The 19,466-nt window shown below is 71.1% G+C and carries 14 protein-coding genes; 6 read left to right on the forward strand and 8 right to left on the reverse strand.

Annotated elements, in window-relative coordinates:
* Positions 1 to 82: 82 nt before the first annotated feature.
* Complete coding sequence (locus ACIBQ1_RS05675) at positions 83 to 541, forward strand: Lrp/AsnC family transcriptional regulator (RefSeq protein ID WP_397274810.1); 459 nt, start codon at positions 83 to 85, stop codon at positions 539 to 541.
* Positions 542 to 544: 3 nt separating this feature from the next.
* On the opposite strand, the gene ACIBQ1_RS05680 is transcribed toward ACIBQ1_RS05675, so the two are convergent.
* Entirely contained in the window at positions 545 to 1,711 is a 1,167-nt protein-coding gene (locus ACIBQ1_RS05680; RefSeq protein ID WP_397274811.1) for a hypothetical protein, read from the reverse strand.
* Between the two features lie 179 nt (positions 1,712 to 1,890).
* On the opposite strand from ACIBQ1_RS05680, the gene ACIBQ1_RS05685 reads away from it, so the two are divergent.
* Positions 1,891 to 2,634, forward strand: a complete 744-nt coding sequence (locus tag ACIBQ1_RS05685; protein ID WP_397274812.1) for a class I SAM-dependent methyltransferase — start codon at positions 1,891 to 1,893, stop codon at positions 2,632 to 2,634.
* Here the strand turns inward: ACIBQ1_RS05685 and ACIBQ1_RS05690 are convergent.
* Positions 2,603 to 3,256, reverse strand: a complete 654-nt coding sequence (locus ACIBQ1_RS05690; protein WP_397274813.1) for an adenylate kinase family protein — start codon at positions 3,254 to 3,256, stop codon at positions 2,603 to 2,605. The genes ACIBQ1_RS05685 and ACIBQ1_RS05690 overlap by 32 nt on opposite strands.
* Before the next feature lie 323 nt (positions 3,257 to 3,579).
* Between ACIBQ1_RS05690 and ACIBQ1_RS05695 the strand changes: the two genes are divergently transcribed.
* The 3 genes from ACIBQ1_RS05695 (at position 3,580) to ACIBQ1_RS05705 (ending at position 10,456) form a co-directional block, all read left to right on the forward strand.
* Positions 3,580 to 4,824: a C39 family peptidase gene (locus ACIBQ1_RS05695; protein WP_397274814.1), complete on the forward strand. Its 1,245-nt coding sequence runs from the start codon at positions 3,580 to 3,582 to the stop codon at positions 4,822 to 4,824.
* A 145-nt stretch (positions 4,825 to 4,969) separates the two neighbouring features.
* On the forward strand, positions 4,970 to 9,244 hold the full coding sequence (locus ACIBQ1_RS05700) for a hypothetical protein (RefSeq protein ID WP_397274815.1): 4,275 nt from the start codon (positions 4,970 to 4,972) through the stop codon (positions 9,242 to 9,244).
* A gap of 147 nt (positions 9,245 to 9,391) precedes the next feature.
* Positions 9,392 to 10,456: a LacI family DNA-binding transcriptional regulator gene (locus ACIBQ1_RS05705; RefSeq protein WP_397274816.1), complete on the forward strand. Its 1,065-nt coding sequence runs from the start codon at positions 9,392 to 9,394 to the stop codon at positions 10,454 to 10,456.
* Positions 10,457 to 10,865: 409 nt separating this feature from the next.
* Here ACIBQ1_RS05705 and ACIBQ1_RS05710 read toward each other — a convergent pair whose 3' ends face one another.
* The 6 genes from ACIBQ1_RS05710 to ACIBQ1_RS05735 form a co-directional block, all read right to left on the reverse strand.
* Positions 10,866 to 11,282, reverse strand: coding sequence for a prevent-host-death protein (locus ACIBQ1_RS05710; RefSeq protein WP_397274817.1), 417 nt, complete (start codon positions 11,280 to 11,282; stop codon positions 10,866 to 10,868).
* Between the two features lie 207 nt (positions 11,283 to 11,489).
* Positions 11,490 to 12,509: a LacI family DNA-binding transcriptional regulator gene (locus ACIBQ1_RS05715; protein ID WP_397274818.1), complete on the reverse strand. Its 1,020-nt coding sequence runs from the start codon at positions 12,507 to 12,509 to the stop codon at positions 11,490 to 11,492.
* A gap of 368 nt (positions 12,510 to 12,877) precedes the next feature.
* Entirely contained in the window at positions 12,878 to 13,294 is a 417-nt protein-coding gene (locus ACIBQ1_RS05720) for a hypothetical protein (RefSeq protein WP_397274819.1), read from the reverse strand.
* A 76-nt stretch (positions 13,295 to 13,370) separates the two neighbouring features.
* On the reverse strand, positions 13,371 to 13,583 hold the full coding sequence (locus tag ACIBQ1_RS05725; protein ID WP_397274820.1) for a DUF397 domain-containing protein: 213 nt from the start codon (positions 13,581 to 13,583) through the stop codon (positions 13,371 to 13,373).
* A gap of 127 nt (positions 13,584 to 13,710) precedes the next feature.
* Positions 13,711 to 13,962: a hypothetical protein gene (locus ACIBQ1_RS05730; RefSeq protein ID WP_397274821.1), complete on the reverse strand. Its 252-nt coding sequence runs from the start codon at positions 13,960 to 13,962 to the stop codon at positions 13,711 to 13,713.
* Positions 13,963 to 15,332: 1,370 nt separating this feature from the next.
* Complete coding sequence (locus ACIBQ1_RS05735; RefSeq protein WP_397274822.1) at positions 15,333 to 18,287, reverse strand: endo-1,4-beta-xylanase; 2,955 nt, start codon at positions 18,285 to 18,287, stop codon at positions 15,333 to 15,335.
* 433 nt (positions 18,288 to 18,720) lie between these two features.
* On the opposite strand from ACIBQ1_RS05735, the gene ACIBQ1_RS05740 reads away from it, so the two are divergent.
* Positions 18,721 to 19,443, forward strand: coding sequence for an SDR family oxidoreductase (locus ACIBQ1_RS05740; protein ID WP_397274823.1), 723 nt, complete (start codon positions 18,721 to 18,723; stop codon positions 19,441 to 19,443).
* The last annotated feature ends 23 nt before the right edge of the window (positions 19,444 to 19,466 follow it).

The following is a 19,466-nucleotide window of genomic DNA, read 5'->3' on the forward strand; positions in this document are numbered from 1 at the left end:
GAAAGTGCCCGTAAGACGCAAACTATGTGAACGCTTGGGCTTGTCGGCTGATGTTCTTTGCGCCTGACGAAGGGGTTCTCGCATGCCTGATGTGGACGACATCGATCATCGCATCCTGCGGCTGCTGCGAGAGGACGGGCGCAGGACGTTCTCGGAGATGGCCGAGCTGGTGGGGCTGTCGGTCGCGGCGGTGAAGCGGCGGGTCGACCGGCTCAGGGAGCTCGGGGTGATCACGGGGTTCACGGTGCAGATCGACTACGCCAAGCTGGGGTGGGGCATCGAGGCGTTCACGGAGCTACGTTATCCGGGCACGACTCCCGTGAGCGAGATCGTCCGCACCGCCACGGACGTGCCCGAGGTGCAGGCGGTGTTCACGATCGCGGGCGACCCCGACGCCCTGATCCACGTACGGGTACGCGATCTCGGGCATCTGCAGCAGGTCATCGACCGGCTCCGGCGGGCGGGCGACGTGACCGGGACCAAGACGCTGCTGGTGCTCGGCTCGTGGACCCGCGACGCGCTGTCCTCCCGCACTCGCTGAACCTCACCGCCCCTTGCCGGCCGGGACGCGGGGGGCCTTCTCCTGGGTTTGTTCGCGGCGGGAGAAGTGCCGTACGAGCAGGCTGATCGCCAGGAGCACGGACAGGCCCAGGCCGAGCAGCCAGCCCGACACGCCGGCCAGGGGCAGGTCGTCGCCCGCCGGCTCCGGCGTCTCGCCGCCGGACGCCGGCCGGGGCTCGCGGCGGGCGGGTCCCCCGGGGACCCCCACCTGGTATCCGCCCTCGTGGAGCCCTTCCGGGTACGGCACCTCGCCGGGCCGGGCCTTCCCGCCGGAAGCCGGCTGACCGGGGCTGGGCAGGAGCGCGCCCTGGTCGGCGCCGGGCGGGAGCGCATCCTGGCCGGGCAGCGGCGGAACGTAGCCCTCGCCGGGGACGGGCTGCGGAGGCCCGGCGTCGTCGCCCGCCGTGGGGCCCGGAGCCGGGCCCGCCTCCGCCGTGGCCGACGGCACCGGATCGGCCGTGGGCCCGGGGTCCGGATCCTTCGGGGTGTCGGGGCTCGGCGTCGGCCGGGGAGCCGGGACCGGCTCGGGTACGGCGGAGGCGCAGTCGCCCCCGGGGCCCTCCACCGGCGCGTCCTCCGAACCGCCCTTGTTGGCGGGCACGCAGTCGTCGACCGCGCCGCTGTCCGGACCCACGGCCCCTGGACGGCCCCGGACCAGCGCCCGGGTCGGGCTGATCATCCGGGTCGAGCCGCCGCCCATCCCCCAGGCGGAGACCTCGACGCGGTTGAGGACGTGCGCGCCCTCCGGGAGCCCCGGGTCGATCGTGACCGGGATCTCGTAGCTCACGCTCTGCCCCGCGGGGAGCGTCAGCCCCGGTCCGCCGCAGGCGATGGCGCCGCCGTGCCTGATGAGGGAGCAGTCGTCGGGGACCGGCCCCGGGATCGCGTTCCGGTCGAGCGTGTCGATGACCGTCACGTCCTCGGCGGGCCGGCCTCCGGTGTTCGTGACGGTCACCGAGTAGACCGACTCCCCGCCGATGACCATCGGCTCCGGGCTGACGGTCCCGGTGATCCGCAGGTCCGGGTTCCGGGGCGCGCGGGACGCGGCCGCAACGGCGCCGGTCGCCGGGGGCGAGGCGGACCCGTACGCTCCGGTCCACCCGCCCAAGGCGACGAGCGCGATGACCGCCGCGATCCCGGGCATGCCCATGTCCGTCCTCCCGCGCCGTGCCGCTTGACCAGGGATGATCCTCCTCTCACCGGCCCCGCCCCCGGGGCGGCCCGACCGGAACCATGCGCCGCCGTGGCCAACCCTTTGCCCGGCCACGCGGAAGGCGTTCCGCGCTCGACGAACACCCGCCCCTACGCGGATCGAGGAGGCGTAGCGTCATGGACATGCCCGGTGCCGCGCGCTACGACGAGATCGCCGACTTCTACGCCACCGGCTGGGCCGACGTGCTCGACGACCCGGCCTCCTTACGCCTGCTCGACCTGCTGGGGCCGGTCGCGGGCTCGCGGGTGCTGGAGCTCGCCTGCGGCCACGGCCGCGTCAGCCGCGAGCTCGCCCGACGCGGCGCCGCCGTCGTGGGCGTGGACGTCTCACAGGCTCTGGTCGCGAAGGCGAGAGCCGCCGAGCGAGCCGCGCCGCTGGGCATCCGTTACCTCCACGCGGACGCCGCCCGGTCCGACCTCGGGGAGCTGCGCGACCTTCCCCCGTTCGACGCGGTGGTCTGCAACTTCGGCCTCTCCGACATGGACGACCTCGAAGGCGCGGTCGCGACCGCCGCCCGCGCGTTGCGCCCCGGCGGTGCCTTCGCCTGCTCGATCCTGCATCCGTGCTTTCCCGGCGGCCAGGGCGTGTCCGGCTCGTGGCCGGGGGGCGCGGGTTACCACGCCGAGGGCTGGTGGCGCGCCGACGGGGAGCTTTCGGCGCTACGCCGCCAGGTGGGCGCCAACCACCGCACGCTCTCGACGTACGTCAACACCTTCCGCCGCCACGGTCTGTGGATGGACGAACTCGCCGAGCCCGAGCCGGCTCCCGAATGGGCCGCGAAGCGACCGGACGCGGCGCGGTTCCCCGTGTTCCTCGTCATGAGGTGCGTCAAAGATGGGGGGTGTAGGGCGGGAGGTTGAAGCGGGTGCGGATGGTCTGCTGGACCGTCGTCTTGTCGGCGCGGGCGTCGATGGTCATCACGTACTCCTTGCGCCGGAAGAGCTCCACCACCGGGTCGATCTTGCTGTGATAGTCGCGCAGGCGTCTGGCCAGGGCGTCCGGGGTGTCGTCCGCGCGGGTGACCAGTTCGCCGCCGCACACGTCGCACCGGCCCTCCTCCGACGGGCGGTGGGCGATCAGGTTGTAGTCCATGCCGCACCGCGAGCACAGGCGGCGGGCCAGGACGCGGCGGCGGACCTCCTCGTCCGGGAGGTCCAGGTGGATCACGCCGTCGATGTCGTAGCTCTCCAGGAAGAACTCCGCCTGGCGGCGGTTGCGGGGGAAGCCGTCGATGACGAAGCCGTAGTTCCAGTCGTGCTGCTGGAGCCGTTCCCTGACCACGGCCTCCACCAGGTCGTCCCCGACCAGTTCGCCGGCCGCGACCAGGCGGCGGACCTGGGCGCCGAGCTTGGTGTGGTGCTTGACGTGCCAGCGGAAGATGTCGCCGACGCTGATGTGCACGAGGTCGAGGTCGTCGGCGAGCAGGGTGCTCTGGGTGCCCTTGCCGCTGCCCTGGACGCCCAGGATCACGTATTTGCGCATACGTCCCAGGTTCCCACCGTCAGACCGGTCCGCCCGCCAGATCTCGTTCGGGAAGGTGTGTGGTGCGGCGGGCACCCGGAGCTCACCGCACCACACACGTCCATCACCGAGGGGGTGACTGCCAGTCTGAAGAAATGTCCGAAATATGTCAATAAATCATAGAAAAGTTTCGGCACCAGAGATTCCCATGATCTGTAATTACCTGCCATAACGTGGGAGAACTCTTACCGAAACCTTTCGTTACTCATGAAACTTGCGCAGCGGGAGTTGATACGTAGATTTCCGGATGCTTCACACAGTGGTTGTGCCAGAAGGTGGGGTTCATGCGCGCGCTGACCGTGTTCCTGTCCGGTCTCATCCTGGCCACGACGCTCTCGGCCCCCGCCGGGGCGAAACCGCTCGCCCTCACCTCCGACGTCGTCTTCCAGCGGGCCGACTTCGCCACCGGCACGTACGAGGGCACGACGGCCGGCGGCGGCCTGTCGTTCGGCACGGCCGCCGGGACCGTCTCCTACACCGACGCGCTCGGCACCAGGACCTGGGAGTACGCCCGCTGGACCGGCCCCGAGCAGGCCATCGGGTTCGAGGCCACCCAGCTGATCGCGTCCTGGACCGCCGACGTCCCCCCGGGCAGCTGGATGCAGGTCGAGGCGCGGGCCAGGAACGCCGAGGGGCTGACCAAGTGGTTCTCGCTCGGCCGCTGGGCGTACGCGGAAGGCGACATCCGCCGCACCTCCGTGCCGGGACAGGGGGACGCCGACGCGAGCGTCGCGACCGACACGCTGGTCGCGGCGGCGGGCAAGCCGATCAGCGCCTACCAGCTGCGCCTGACCCTCTACCGCGCACCCGGCTCCGCGGTCACGCCGCGCGTGCGCACGTCCGGCGTCATGGCCTCCAACGTGCCCGAGCGCAAGACCGTGCCGGTCAGCCCGGGCGGCGGCGCCTGGGGCATGGAGCTCGACGTGCCGCGCCGCTCCCAGAACGTCCACCAGGGCCACTACCCCGAATGGGACGGCGGCGGCGAGGCCTGGTGCAGCCCGACCTCGACCGCCATGGTCCTCGGCTACTGGGACAGGTGGCCGAGCGCGCAGGACACCTCCTGGGTCGACCCCTCCGACCCCAACCCCGAGGTCGACTACGCCGCCCGCTACACCTACGACCACGCCTACCGGGGCGCCGGCAACTGGCCGTTCAACACCGCCTACGCCGGACGGTACGGGATGGACGGGTTCGTGACGCGGCTGCGGTCGCTGACCGAGCTGGAGTTGCTGACCAAGGCGGGCATCCCGGTCATCACGTCGCAGTCGTTCAAGAAGGGCGAGCTGCCCGGCGCCGGGTACGGCACCAACGGGCACCTCATGGCGATCGTGGGCTTCACCTCGACGGGCGACGTGATCGCCAACGATCCGGCGTCGTCCGGCAACGCCGCCGTGCGGCACGTCTATCCCCGGGCGGCGTTCGAGAACGTGTGGCTGCGGAGCTCCAGCAGCGGCGGCGTCGCGTACATCATCCACCCGCCGGGCCACGCGCTCCCCGCCACGACGCCGGGGCTGCCCGCCAACTGGTGATCCCCGACCCGGCAAGGATCTCGACGGCGGGCGGGAAAGGTGCGTACCCTAGCAACCGGGAGTTGTCGGGGGATTACGAGGCGCACTCGGGGTGGCGCCTCTCAGCACGTGCCGCCCATCGACCTTCCACGCCGTGGAGCGCCGGATGACCGAGGACGATTCTGCGACGATCGAGCGACCGCGCCCGCACTGGAACGGTCCACCCCTGCTGTTGTCGTCCGAGGGCGCCCGCGTGCTGGTGGCGGGAACGGGGCGGCATCTGCCCGAGTCGCGGCTGCCCGAGGTGCCCGCCGTGCCGGCGACGGTCGCGGACGTCGGACGGTGCCTGGTCGAGCGCGGCGGGCTGGCGCCCGCCCACCTGACCGTGCGGCTCGACCCGGGGACCCCCGCCGAGCTGGGGCTGGCGCTGGACCGGCTGGCCCGGGAGGCGACGTCGGTCCTGATGTTCTACTACGTCGGCCACGGCCTGGTCAGCCCGGACAACGAGCTGCACCTGGCCACCCGCGCCACCGTGGACCTCACCCAAGGGGTCCCCGGCTACCAGGCGCTGCCGTACGGCATCGTGCGCCGGATCCTGTCCGCTTCGCGGGCCGAGCTCGTCGTCGTGGTCCTCGACTGCTGCTTCGCCGGCCGTGCCCACGGGGCGTCCTCGCAGGCGGTGGAGCGGGTGTTCGACTCGATGTGGCAGGGCGCGTACCTGCTCACGTCGTCGAGCAGGGAGGAGAACTCGTGGGCGCTGCCCGGCGTCCGGCACACGGCCTTCAGCGGCGCGCTCATGAGGCTGCTGCGGGAGGGCGACCCGGCGGGGCCCTCGGTGTTCACGCTGGACCACGTCTATCACAGCCTCGCCCGCAGGCTCCCCGACGCCGGTTTCCCCCGGCCCCGCCGCCAGGCCACCGACCTGGGCGACCGCCGCGCGTTCGCGCCCAACCCGGCCTACGTGGCCCCGCGCTCCCTGCCGGTCCCGCCGGTCGCGGAGGCCGGTGACGAGGTCAGCCCGTACCGGGGACTGGCCGTGTACGGGACCGAGGACGCGGAGGTGTTCTTCGGGCGGCAGGACCTGACCAGAACGCTGGTGGCCAGGGTGCGGGAGACGTTCAGGAGCGGGAGCCCGCTGATCGTGACCGGCCCATCGGGGGCGGGGAAGTCGTCGGTGCTGCGGGCCGGGCTGATCCCGGCGCTGCGGCACGAGGTGGCGGAGGAGCTGTCGTGCGTCGTGCTGGCCCCGGGGGCCGATCCGCCGGCGGAGCCGGCCCGCAGGCTGGCCCCGGGGGCCCGGCGACTGCTGCTGGTGGTGGACCAGTTCGAGGAGGTCTTCACCACCTGTCCCGATGAGCGGGTCAGGCGGCGCTTCATCGAGGAGCTGGTGGAGCTCTCCAGGTCGGCGGCCGTGGTGGTCTCCGTCCGGGCCGACTTCTTCGGGCACTGCGCGTCGTACCCGGGGCTGCTGGAGGCGATGCAGCGGCCCGCGATCGTCGGGCCCATGACCGTGACGCAGCTGCGCGCGGCGATCGAGGGCCCGGCCGCGCGGGCGGGGCTCTCGCTGGAGCCGGGGCTCACCGACCTGCTGCTCGAAGACGTCGGGGCCGGTGGCGTGGAGCACTCGGGCGGCGTGCTGCCGCTGCTCTCCCACGCGCTGCTGGCCACCTGGCAGCGCCGTACGCGGGGGACGCTGACGATGGCCGCGTACCGGGCCTCGGGCGGCATCGCGCGGGCGCTGGCGACGAGCGCCGAGGAGACCCTGCGGCGGCTCGGCGCGGACGTGCAGCCGATCGCGCGGGACCTCCTGGTACGGCTGGTGCACCTCGACGAGCAGACCGACGACACGAGGAGGCGGGTGGCCCTGGCCGACCTGGCTCCCGAGGGCGTCCCGCGGCAGGTCCTGGACGAGTTCGTGCGCGCGCGGCTCCTCACGGTGAACGAGGACGAGGCCGAGATCGCCCACGAGGCCCTCATCCGCGCCTGGCCCAGGCTCCGGAACTGGATCGACGCCAACCGGGTCGGCCTGCTGGTCCGCCAGCGCCTGGCCGAGGACGCGGATACGTGGCAGCGGCACGGCAAGGACCCGGCGTACCTGTACGCGGACAGCCGCCTGGCGGCGGCGCAGGAGGCCGGAGAGAGCGGTTGGGGCGGCGGGCTCTCGGCGACCGAACGGGAGTTCCTCGACGCGGCGCTGCGGCGGCGCAGGCGGCGGACCTGGGTCGTCCGTCAGGTGATCGCCGCCCTCACGGTCCTCCTCGTCGCCGCCGTGACGGCCGGCGTCCTGGCCCTGCGGCAGACCGGCGAGGTGACCAGGCAACGTGACCAGGCCGTCGCCACGCAGGTCTCCGACTCCGCCAACGGCGCCGCCGACGCCTCGCTCGGGGCCCAGCTCTCCCTGGTCTCCTACCGCATCGCCGACACCCCGGAATCCCGCGGCGCGCTGCTCGGCACCCTCGCGCACCCGGTCGGCGCCCGCCTGATCGGGCACCGGGGGCCGGTCGAGTGGGTGTCCTACCGCCCTGACGGCCGCATGATCGCCACCGCCTCCAGCGACGCCACCGCCCGGCTCTGGAACGTCTCCGACATCGCCCGCCCCAAGGCCGTGAGCGAGCTCAGGGGCCACACCGCGAGCCTGGTGAGGGCGGTGTTCAGCCCGGACGGGCGCGTGCTCGCGACCGCGTCCGTGGACCGGACCGCCCGGCTCTGGGACCTCTCCGACCCGGCCAGGCCACGCGCCCTGGCCACGCTCAACGGCCACACGAACAAGGTGAGCTCGGTCGCGTTCAGCCCCAAGGGCGGCTTCCTGGCCACCGTCTCCCACGACGGCACGACCCGGCTGTGGAACATCGCCGACCCCCGCCGACCGGCTCAGATCGCCCTCCTGCGGCAGAAGTACGTGCTCGACGACGTGGCCTTCAGCCCCGACGGGCGGCTGCTGGCCGCCGGGGCGGGCGACGGGAGCACCATGATCTGGGACGTGCTCGATCCGGCGCGCCCCGGCAGCCCGACGGTGCTGAACGCGCCGGACAAAGGCGGCACCTGGAGCGTGACCTTCGACCCCCGCGGCCGCCACCTCGCCACCGCCTCCACCACCGGCACGATCTACCTCTGGGACGTCACCGCGGCCAAGCGCGTCGGCACCGCGCAGGGACGCGGATACTTCGTGTACGACGTCACGTTCAGCCCCGACGGCAACCTGCTGGCCGGCGCCGCCACCGACGCCTCCGTCACCCTGTGGGACGTCTCGACCCCGGCCGCGCCGCGGCGCACGGCCGCCCTGACCGGGTTCGCGAACACGGTGACCGCGGCCGCGTTCAGCCCCGACGGCCGCACGCTGGCCACGTCGTCGGCGGACAGCATGGCCAGGCTGTGGAACGTCTCCGACCCTGCCCGCGTCTCCTACCGCGCGCGCCTCGACGAGCACACCGGCCCCGTCAACGCGCTCTCGATCTCCCCGGACGGCCGCGTCCTGGCCACGGCCTCCGGCGACAAGACCGTCAAGCTCTGGGACCTCTCCGACCCTGGCCTGGCCAGGCCGCTGTCCACGCTGTCCGGTCACACCGGCGTGGTCTATTCGGTGCGGTTCAGCGCGGACGGCCGCCTCCTCGCCAGCGGCGCCGCCGACCAGACGGCCAAGCTGTGGGACGTCTCCCGGCCGGCCGCCCCGAAGCTCGTGGCGACGCTCAAGAAGCACGTGAACGCCGTGGAGTCGGCGGCCTTCAGCCCAGACGGGCGGACGGTGGTGACGACGTCGCGGGACGGCCGAACGTACCTGTGGGACCTGGCCGACCCCCGGGCGCCCAAGCTGGTCTCCTCGCCCGGCGACGCCGACAACTGGCTGAACGCCTCCATGTTCAGCCCCGACGGGCGCGTGCTCGCCATCGGCTCGGGGACCGGGGCCATCCGGCTCTGGGACGTCTCCAAGCCCGCCGCGCCGCGCCTGCTGGCCAACTACTCCGCGCACACCAACAGCGTGCTGGGCCTGACGTACAGCAGGGACGGCAGGACGCTGGCCTCGGCGGGCTCCGACGGGACGGCCCGGCTCTGGGACCTGTCCCGTCCCGGGCGACCGGCGCAGGTGGCGGTCCTGCTGGGGCACACGGGGGCCGTGACCAGCGTGTCCTTCACCGCCGACGGGCGCCGGCTGGCCACGGGGGCGCGCGACGGCACCATCCGGATCTGGAACCTCGCCGACCGGGCCAGGCCGGCCACGTGGGCGGTGCTCGCCGGGTCCGACTGGGTCAACGGCGTGGCGTTCACGCCGGACGGGAACGTGCTGGCCAGCGTGTCGGGCAACGGGACGGCGCAGCTCTGGAGCCTGGACGTGGAGCGGGCCCGGCAGCACGTCTGCGAGGTGTCCGGCATGGCGATCACCCGGAGCGAGTGGACCCAGTACGTGCCCGGCTTCCCGTACGGCCCGCCCTGCCAGACGGGGTGATGCCGCCGGAGTCACGGAGATCGCGTCTTGCGCCCGTGGATCTCCCTGGCCATAGACTTCAGTGCGATGGCGCAATCTCCCATGCCCACTCCACCTGCCGAAAACCGTGAAGGGCCGACCTTGTCGCGAAAAGTAAGCACAAAAGGGGTGCTCACCGACGACGAGCGTGTCACCATCCGCGACGTGGCCGCCCGGGCCGGCGTCTCGGCGACCACGGTCTCCAGGGTGATCAAGGGCGACTACCCGGTCGCCCAGGCCACCAGGACGCGTGTGCTGCGGGCGATGCGCGACCTCGACTACGTGCTCAACGTGCACGCCCGCGCCCTGTCCGGGGCGAGCACGAAGATGGTGGCGTTCGTGCTGGACGACGTCACCGGGCCGTCCTTCGCGTACGTGGCCAAGGGCGTCGAGCAGCAGGCCACCGCCGAGGGGCGGCTGTGCATGGTGTGCACCACCCATGGCGACCCGGCCAGGGAGCTGGCCGTCGTGGAGGCGATGCGCGCGCAGCGGGCCGACGCGGTGATCCTGGTGGGGGGCGGTTCGCTGGACGACACGTACCGGGAGCGCATGTCCCACTTCGCCCACGCCCTGGACAAGGCGGGCTCCCGGCTGGTGCTGTGCGGGCGGCCGCCGCTCGGGGACGACGTGCCCACGACCGTCGTCGAGTACGACAACGAGGGCGGCGCCTACGCCATGACCAGCCACCTGCTGTCACAGGGCCACCGGCGCATCGCCCTGCTCGGCGCCTCGTCGCCCACCGATCGCAGCACCACCAAGGTCGACCGGGAGCGCGGGTTCGTGCGGGCGCACGAGTCCTTCGGAGTGCCGTACGACCCTGACCTGGTCATCCCGGGAGGGTTCGGCCGGGGCGACGGCTACGAGGGCACGCGCCGGCTGATCGCGCTCGGGGCGCGCTTCACCGCCGTGTTCGCGGCCACCGACATGGTGGCCATCGGCGTGCTCGCCGCGCTGCGCGAGGCCGGACTCCGGGTTCCGGATGACGTGTCGCTGGCCGGTTACGACGACATCCCGTTCGCCGCCGACCTGGAGCCCGGCCTCACGACCGTGCACATCCCGACGGAAGAGCTGGGACGTACGGCGGTGCGGCTCGCGCTCAACCGGGACGAACGCCAGCACGTCGTCCTCGGCACCCACATCGTGGTCCGCAACTCCGTCCGCCCACCCACCCGAACCCCACGCGGAAAGCCGTAGGTGGGCAGGGGCTCACCCTCCCGTCTGGGTGGTAGCCCTGCTGGACCCCGCCCCGGACCGGAACGCCTTCGGTGCCGTCGTTGACCGAGGCGCAAAGGCGAAGTTCGTGGACCGGCCGGGAGAGGCCGATCCCGTCATCCATGCGGGCGGCCGGCGAACCGCGCCTGCGCATCGAGCCTGGCGCGATCCTGAGCTTGCGTCGGGCGGGTGTGACCGTTCCTGGTGGGCGCGGTTTGGCGGCAGGTGGCGGGGCACGCGAGGACTCGGGCACCCGTCGCTCACCCTGAGAAGGGCTTCGGTTCATTCGCTTGGGACCTGCGTCGATGGATGCCCGTTCGCTCCCGTACCGGACGCCGGCCTTCGATGTGGCAGAACCGATCGTGGTCCTCGCGTATGGGCTGAGGCCAGGTCACCGCGCCTTCCCCACCAGCCATTCACGCAGCTGATCGTCATCGCTGAGGCTGATCAACTGCACCAGCCCCATGTTCTCGCGGTGGTTAGGGGCATCGAGCAGGTGGTCCTGCCAGTCTTCGGCGTAGTCGCGCAGCGCGTCGACCATCTCCGCGACGACCTCGTCGAAGGTCCGGCCGTCGGCTGCGATCGGCAGCCCGGGAATGAAGATCGACCAGCCGCCGTCCTCGGGAACCGCTTGTGCGTGAGACGGGGTGACGGCGGCGAGACAGCGACGCAATCTGGCGACATCCACGAGGGCGGTCGTGGCCGACTCGCGACGAACTGTGGCCACGCGGCCGCGTTCGGCCGCGTCCAAGAGTGCTTCGAAATGCGCACGGGCCTCGGTGTAGCTGTCGAAATGAACGCCGGTCATGGTGAACACCTCCAGTGAGCCTGCCTCAAGGAGGCCTTCCATAGCCAGCGCACTTACGATGCCCCCGACGATAGCCGGGGGCGCGCAATCGGACACCGAAGTCGCCTCGACAAGAACGCCTGAGCACGAAGCGCTTCCGTGGCGAAGACCTTTGGCCGGTGGCGGGGTCCGGTCAGGTCACCACGCAGGTGCGTCCTGGCCCGCCTACTACCGCGGAGGGGCGGTGGACTCGCGGACGATCAGGCGGGGTGGGACCAGGGAGATGTCCGGTTGCGGCTGGCCGCTCAGCTCGGCGAGCGCCGCGTGGAAGCAGGCCCGGCCCAGCCCCACGAAGTCCATGCGCACGGTCGTCAGCGCCGGGGTCCAGAAGGCCGAGCCCGGGATGTCGTCGAAGCCCACGATGCTGACGTCCCCGGGAACGTCCTTGCCCGCGTCGTAGAGCGCCCGCCGCACTCCCTGCGCGATGTCGTCGTTGCCGCACAGGATCGCCGTCACCCCGGGCGACTGTGCCAGCCGCTCCCCCGCCGCGTAGGCCGACTCGATGTCCCACCCGCACCCCAGCACCGACGGGATCTCCGCCCCCGCCTGCCGCAGCGCGTCGCGCCACCCCGCGTGCCGCCCGCCGGCCCGGCCCTCGGACGGGATGGCCACGTGGTGGACCGTACGGTGCCCCAGGTCGAGCAGGTGCTGGGTGGCGTCGGCGGCGGCCCGCCGCTCGTCCAGCGCGATCGCCACCCGCCCCAGGTCGGGCGCGACCGGCTCGGCGGCCACCACGGCCGGGATGTGCGGCGGCAGCGCCTGCACCACCGCCGTGCCCAGCGGGTCGAACGCGATCACCACCAGGCCGCCCGCGCTCGGATCGCTGACGTAGTCGACCGTCTGCCGGACCTCGGCCGACTCGACGACCCTGATCCCCAGCGCCACGCCCTCGGTCCTGGCGGCCTCCTCGATGCCCTGGAGCGTGGAGGCGTACCCGTACAGCATGGTGTTGGAGGTCACGACGGTGACGCCGCTGGCCCGGCCGAGGCCGAGCGTCCGGGCGGCCCGGTTGGGGCGGAACCCCAGCCGGTCGATCGCGGCCAGCACCGCGGCCCGGGTGTCGGGCCGCACCCGGGGTGAGTCGTTCAGCACGCGCGAGACGGTCTGATGCGAGACGCCGGCCGCGGCGGCGACGTCGCGGATGCTCGGGACGGCCCCTTTACGGACATGTCGGGGGCTCGTGGTCACGGTCACATGGTAGTCGGGCCAAGAGCGGAGGTCGGGAACGGCTTGAGCGCTCGACGCCTCCTGGTAAGTCCGCAAGTACGCCGTCCTGGCCCGGCGTCTCCCTAACGATCACCTTCCATAGGTCGAGTACGGCGAGCCTCGTCCTGCCACGGCCGGTTTCCATGACTGTGCGTTTCCCGTCGCCGTGGAGTTCTGTCCGCCGAATCAGGTACGAGCCGCCCTCTATGCAGTACTCGTACTCGACGGCTCCACGGGTGACATAGTCCCTGCCCCTCGTTCAGGTCCCCCGGGAGTTGTACGGGACCCACTGAAGGCCGGGCGTGCACGAGGCGGTCGTGGGTGACCCAGGAGGGCCCCGGCGTGCGTGTTCATGGCGTGGTGGCCCCGATGCTTCGCCGGATCGGGCAGGGATGGGGCAGGTGGCGATTCGGGCAGCAGACCACGCCGATGCTGGCGAACCGCGCACCCTGCAACCACTCGCCCCACTGGACGTCTACGCCACGCGGCAGCGCGTCAAGCGCGTACTCCAGCCGATCCTCAAGGGGGATTCCCTCGGGCAGCAGCAGCACGTCGCGTACCTTGCGGTACTCGGCTGCCAGCCACTCGCGGGCCTGCCGTACGTCGTCGAACGTGGCCGCGACCCGGGAGGCGGGCTTGGCCAGCCAGTCGCCGATCCGCATCGGCGGTAGCAGAGAGGCGGGGAAGTCGGGCGACGACGGGCGGCGCTCTGCCTCGTTGTTACGGTCTGCGCCGTTGCCCGTCCACCGGTAGGCGTGCCAATGCATGGTGGAGTGCTCCCGTAAGGTGCTGAGTGCGGCCCCTGCTTGCTTTGATCAGGCAGGGGCCGCACCTTCGGCCTCGCTAGATAGTGGTCACGCCGGCGGCGCGCAGTTCGGCGCCGGTGAACCTCAGGGTTCCGGCATCGGGGTTCTTGGAGTCACGGACGGCGTAGGCGTCGTCGATGCCCGGAATGGGAGCGACCAAGACGCAGGACTCCATGTTCTCTTCCTGTTGGTTGCCCCCGCACAGCTTGGTGAACGGCACGTCGCCAAGCTGATGCCCGTACAGATCCATGGCACGGATCTCCTCTCGTTCGGCCCTGGAACCGTGGGGCGGCTTCCCAAGCGCGGACACGCCTGGGGATCTTGCAATCCGACCTGCCGCCTGCGGCACTTGTGACAGGCGCGTCAGGGGCGGCTGATTACGGCCCGATCCAGGTCCGGCCCCCGTTGTGGATGAGATATGACTGCCAGGCCAGGGCGGATGCGAGCGCGATCGCGTCTGGTCGCCGGACGGTCTGCATGGCCCCGGCTGTCACCATTTCGACGGTGAGTTTTCGGGGTAGTCGCGCCGTCCACCACAGCTGTCCGGACAGGTCGCGTTCGCGGTCGATGTCCCACGCCGGATAGGTATTACGCAGCACCGACAATTGTCGGGTGGTCCAGTCCTGCAAGACCGCTGCTTGCGCTACGACCTGGCGTAGGTTCTGGTCTTCGACTGGAAGAGGCGCATGTTGCCCGACGTCCGTTAGTACCTCTCGCCCAGCCGTCTCATGCGCCTCGTGAAGTCGGGGTACAGGAAACACGGTGTCCTGCGCACGCGAGGCGATCGGAAGCTTGTCTGCGTACCGACCGACCGGAATGGCTCCAGGCTTTCGCATGGGAGTGTGCAGAAATAGCACCCTTCGACATCTCCATCGGCTCCTTGGGCGGCACCTCCGGCGCACTCGGATTCAGCGCTTCACCCGCCGATCCGATCAGACGTCTTCGTGACGCCCTCCGCGAAGCGACCCTCTCAGCTCAGCCGATCCCCCGTATCCATAACGTGGCTCCTTTTCGCGTCATCACTTTCCTTGCTGACCTTGGCCCAGTTGCGGAGTATGAGTGTGGCGAGCCGACTTGCCATATAGATATATATAGAGAGCGGCCATGGAAACCAAGGGGCCGGGCTCCCAGAGTTTTCGGCTGAAGCCGCGACCCGGGCCGGACACCGGGCAACCGCCCCGAACAGAGCGCCTTGCCGAAAGTACCAGACAGTGGAGCAGCGGTGGAACCGGAAGTCTCACTGCCTGCCGACCTCGGCCTGTGGGTGGTCTACAAAGGTGAGCCACCGGAGGAGGTGCTCGCGTACTTGACCGAAGGACGAAGATCGGTACGGAACGCGCTGGTTGGCACGGTTCCAGGCGCCCTGCACTCGGTGCAGAAGCGATACAGATTGGCCGTGTCGCGAGGAGTGAGTTCGCACCAGGCCTTCGGGTAAGCGGCAGCTGCGGCAAGGCAGGCGCCGCACGTACGGTAGTTCCCCACGTAGACCCAGTAACCACCAGGCGGCAGGCCCCCACAGCCCGCCATTATGGCGGTGGACGCTTCGGCGGCGGATGCGGACTGATCCGCCACCGCAGGGTAGGCCGAAACCGTTGCCGCTCCTGCGAGCACGACTGCCATGCCAAGCACAGCGCTCGTCTTCTTCCCGATTTGCGACGCATTCTTTCGCATCATGCCGTCCTTTGAACGCTGGTTTCTTGGACGTGAATATCGGGGCCGATGTCGGTGTCGTATCTTCGTCATGACCCCGTGTTGGCCATTCAACTAGATGGGCCTGCCCCCAGGCTGTCCTCGACCTGTCGCCGGAGTCAGGGGTGCGACGACCCCGGAGGCACCCGGTCCGGGGTGGGCATCAGATGGCCCACCGCTTCGCTGGTCAACGGGCGGGTTCGACGTGTCGTCGCGCCGGAGGCGCGCCCCGGGAAGGACGGCCCGAGCGAAGCGAGGCCCTTTGGCGCGGGGTGGGTGTCAGCGGGCCCACCGTCCAGACGGGCGACGCCTACCCCTGGGCCAGGCGGAGCACGCCCCAGTGGCTGGTGTCCAGGTAGCTGCGGCCGGTGTTGTCGTTCCAGGTCACCGCGCTGGTACGGGCGGGGCCCGTGGCGTCGTTGACCTGGGCGTCGAAGCCCAGCAGCGTTCCCGGTGCGAGCGTGATCGTGGGTAGGTCGATGGCCGCCTCCACGACGTATCCGCCGGGCACCGTCTTGGCCACCGCCTTCACGTGATCCTTCACTCCGCCCGCGTCGAACGTCCCGCCGACCGTGATCCGGCCCGAGAAGCTGATCCGGTACTGGCCGTCGTCGTCCTCGTAGCCCTTGGTCTTGCCGTTGCCCGGGTCCACAAAGATCTCGACGGAGTCCTGCTCCCACGGGTTCGGGGACTCCTCGCTCAGCGTCGGATCGGCGACCTGAGCCAGGACGTACAGCGTGGACCCGCTCCACAGCGAGCGCACGTTGGCGGTGGCGCCGGACGTGCCCTGGATCCAGGTCGCGGTGCGGATCTCCGGCGCGGCCGACCAGGCCCGGTCCACGACGCCGTCGAGGACGGGCGTGCGGTGGGCGGCGGAGGTGAGCTTGACCGCGGGCGTGGCGGTCACCTTCCCCGTCCAGGAGGTGCTCGCCCCGGCGGAGTCGCGTACGGCGACCTCCACGTCGCTACTGGTCGCCGGGGGCGTGGGTCCGGCATAACCGGTCCCGATCAGGGCCTCGATGCGGTACCCGGTCGCGGTCGGGCGTACCGCCGCCTTGGGGCCGCCGGTCCGTTTGACCACGTACGGGGTGCCGTCCACGGTGAACGTCACCTGGTCGCCCTTGCCGACGGTCGGGTCGGTGACCTCGGCGAGCACGTACAACCCCTTGGCCGACGAGCGCGCCTGGAAGCCGGCGGACACGTCGCCTGCCCGCGCGATCGGCGAGTCCGGCAGCAGGTCCCACTCCAGGTCCCGCCTGCCGTCCACCTTGGGCGTCCCGGCGGGCGCCTCCAGCCTGTGGACCGTCGGGGCCAGCCGCGACGGGTCCACGACGCCCCAGTAGGCGGGCTTGGCCTGCAGGTCGTCATCGAACAGCAGCGGCGCGTTCAGCCGCGGGATCGGCCACGACCGCAGCCAGCTCACGTCGTCCGACTCGCCCCAGACGGTCACGGAGCTGAGGCTGGCGGCCTGCCGCCGGAAGACGTCGAACAGCTCCTTGTAGCGGTGGCCCTGCTGGACGAGCAGCTCGGGCGGGATCGTGTCGTACGAGGAGACGAAGTCCGTATAAATGCTGACGTCCAGCTCGGTGATCTGCTGGTCCACCCCCAGCGTCGCGAAACGCTCGATCGTGGCCTCGACGGAGGAGGCGGGCGGGTGCTCGATGTTCAGGTGGAGCTGGTGGCCCACGCCGTCGATCGGCACCCCCTCCTCCTTGAGCCGCTTGACCAGCGCGTACAGGGCCTCGCGCTTGCGCGGGAACTCGGTGTTGTAGTCGTTGATGAAGAGCTTCGCATCCGGGTCGGCCTCGTGGGCGACGCGGAAAGCGGTGCGGATGAAGTCGAGCCCGGCGATCTCGTACCACTTGGAGCGGCGCAGGCCGTCGGGCTGGTTCTCGTCCACGACCTCGTTGACCACGTCCCAGGCCGCGATCTTGCCCTTGTACCTGGTCACGAGCGTGCGCACGTGCGTCTCCAGGCGCCTGAGCAGCGTCTCCTTGTCGGCGTTCTGGAAGACCCAGTCGGGGGTCTGGCTGTGCCAGGCGAGCGTGTGGCCGCGGATCGTCATGCCGTGCCGGGTGGCGAAGTCCACCAGGAAGTCGCCGTCGGTGAAGGTGAACTCGCCCTCGCGGGGCTCGGTGGCGTCCCATTTGAGCTCGTTGCCGGGGGTGACGCCGCTGAAGTGCCTGGCCAGCAGCTCGCCGTGCACGCCGAGCGCGTCAGGTCTGGTGAGCGCCGAGCCCATGACGAACGGCACCTCGTCCTTGAGCGCGGGGATGTCGGTCTGGATCGGCTTGGGCTGGATGTACTTCATGGAGAAGTCGTCCAGGTAGAAGGGGAACGTGCCGCTGTCGGACTCGACATAGACGCTGAGGAACTCGACGTCGTACGCGAGCGTGTACGTCCCGGACAGCTGCACCCACTCCCCCACCGGCACGTCCTTCGGCGCGACGACCCGCTCGTAGCTGGGGGTGCCCCCGGTCCTGCGTTCGATCGACAGGCCGAGCCGGCCCGCCGTGGCGTCCGGGCCGAGCCGCACCCACACCGACAGGGCGTACTTGTCGCCCTTGGCCATCCGGCCGAGCACGTTGAGGGCGGGGCCGTCCCAGGAGGCCGAGCGGCCGGTCACGGCCAGCGAGCGGCTGCCCGCGTGGGCGGCCTCCGCGCCCGGCTGGAGGACGGCGGCGGCCCTGGGCGCCCAGTCCTGCGCGGTGCCGTCCTCGAAGTCGCTGCTGACGGGCTCGCGCGTGGGGTCGCCCAGCGGGGTGACGACGATGTCGTCCAGATAGAACTGGCCGGTGGCGTCGGAGCTCTCGGCGTAGAGCTGCACGTCGGCGGACTCGGCGGTGAACAGGTAACTCCCCGACAACCGTGTCCACCCGCCGTCGGTCACGGTGGCCGCCGCGACCCGCTCGTACGTGGTGTCGCCTCCGGCCGGGGTGCGCTGGACGGTCAGCGCGATCGTGCCGGCCGGCTGGCCGCTCACCAGCCGCGCGTACGCGGTCACGGTGTAGCCGACGCCCCTGACGAACGGCGCGGCGATCGACGCGCCGTGCCACGTGGCGGTCCTGCCGGTGGTCAGCAGGCTGCTCGTGCCCCCGTGGGCGGCGTCCGACGTCACCGTGACGGAGACACCGCCACCGCGCGGCCCCCATCCCTGGGTGGTGCCGTTCTCGAAGTCGTATGTGAGATCCGCCGCCGCGTGCGCGGAGACCGCGGGCGCGAGGCATAACAGGGCGGCGGCCACCAGGGCTCGAAGGGTGCGCACGATGCTCCCGATGAAAGTTTCAGCGAAACACCGATAAATATCAGGCGGACTGTAGATGCGGTGTGCCCCAGCGGTCAAGATCACCCGAAATCCTGCAATCGCTTGTTGCAGGCCGGTTCAGTTTTACTGCAGAGCATTGACGAGATGAGGAGGCTGAGTCAGCGTTTCATGCAACCGATTGCCGCACACCCTCGGCGAGGTCGCCTCATGCGACTGCGTGGGCTTGCTCCAAGGTCTACGCCGAGAGCAACGCATTCGACGGCACCGCGATCACGGCGAAGGCCGGAGCGGGACGCCTTCGCTGACCCGCGAGGGTGGGAGCAGCGCGGCCACTCTGAGCAGCCCTGCCGGCCACCCTCCGCGCCTAGCCTCGAAGGCGTGAGCGGGGAGAACCCGACGCGCTCAGCGCCTACCACCAGAGGAACCCACTGATATGACGAAGATTGTCCTGGTCACCGGTGCCAGCAGCGGCATCGGGCAGGCCACCGCCGTGCGCCTCGCCCGCGAGGGCCACCACCTGGTCATCGGCGCCCGCCGCGAGGACCGGCTGGCCGCCGTCGCCGAGGCCATCAGGAACGAGGGCGGCAGCGTCGAGGTGAGCCGCCTCGACGTGACGGACCGCGAGGACGTCACGATGTTCGTCGACATGGCCGCGAAGCAGCACGGCCGGGTGGACGCGATCGTCAACAACGCGGGCGTGATGCCGCTGTCCCGGCTGGACTCGCTGCTGGTGGACGAGTGGGAGCGGATGATCGACGTGAACGTGCGTGGCCTGCTGTACGGCATCGCCGCAGCCCTGCCCCACTTCCGGCGGCAGGGCGCCGGCCACTTCGTCACCGTCGCCTCGATCGGCGCGCACCAGGTGGTGCCGACGGGCGCGGTCTACTGCGCCACCAAGTACGCCGCCTGGGCGATCACCGAGGGGCTGCGCCTGGAGCTCGACCCGAGCATCCGGGTCACCACGATCTCCCCGGGCGTCGTGGAGTCGGAACTGGCCGGCACGATCACCGAGCCGGGCGCGCAGGAGGCGATGCGCGCGTACCGGGCGGCTTCGATCCCGCCGGAGGCCATCGCCGACGCCATCGCATACGCGCTCGGCCGGCCGGCGGAGGTGGACGTGAACGAGATGATCATCCGCCCCGCCAGGCAGCGCTGACGGGGTGGGGACGCGCCAAGGCG

This window comes from Nonomuraea sp. NPDC050153 (assembly GCF_044460125.1).
Classification (GTDB): domain Bacteria; phylum Actinomycetota; class Actinomycetes; order Streptosporangiales; family Streptosporangiaceae; genus Nonomuraea.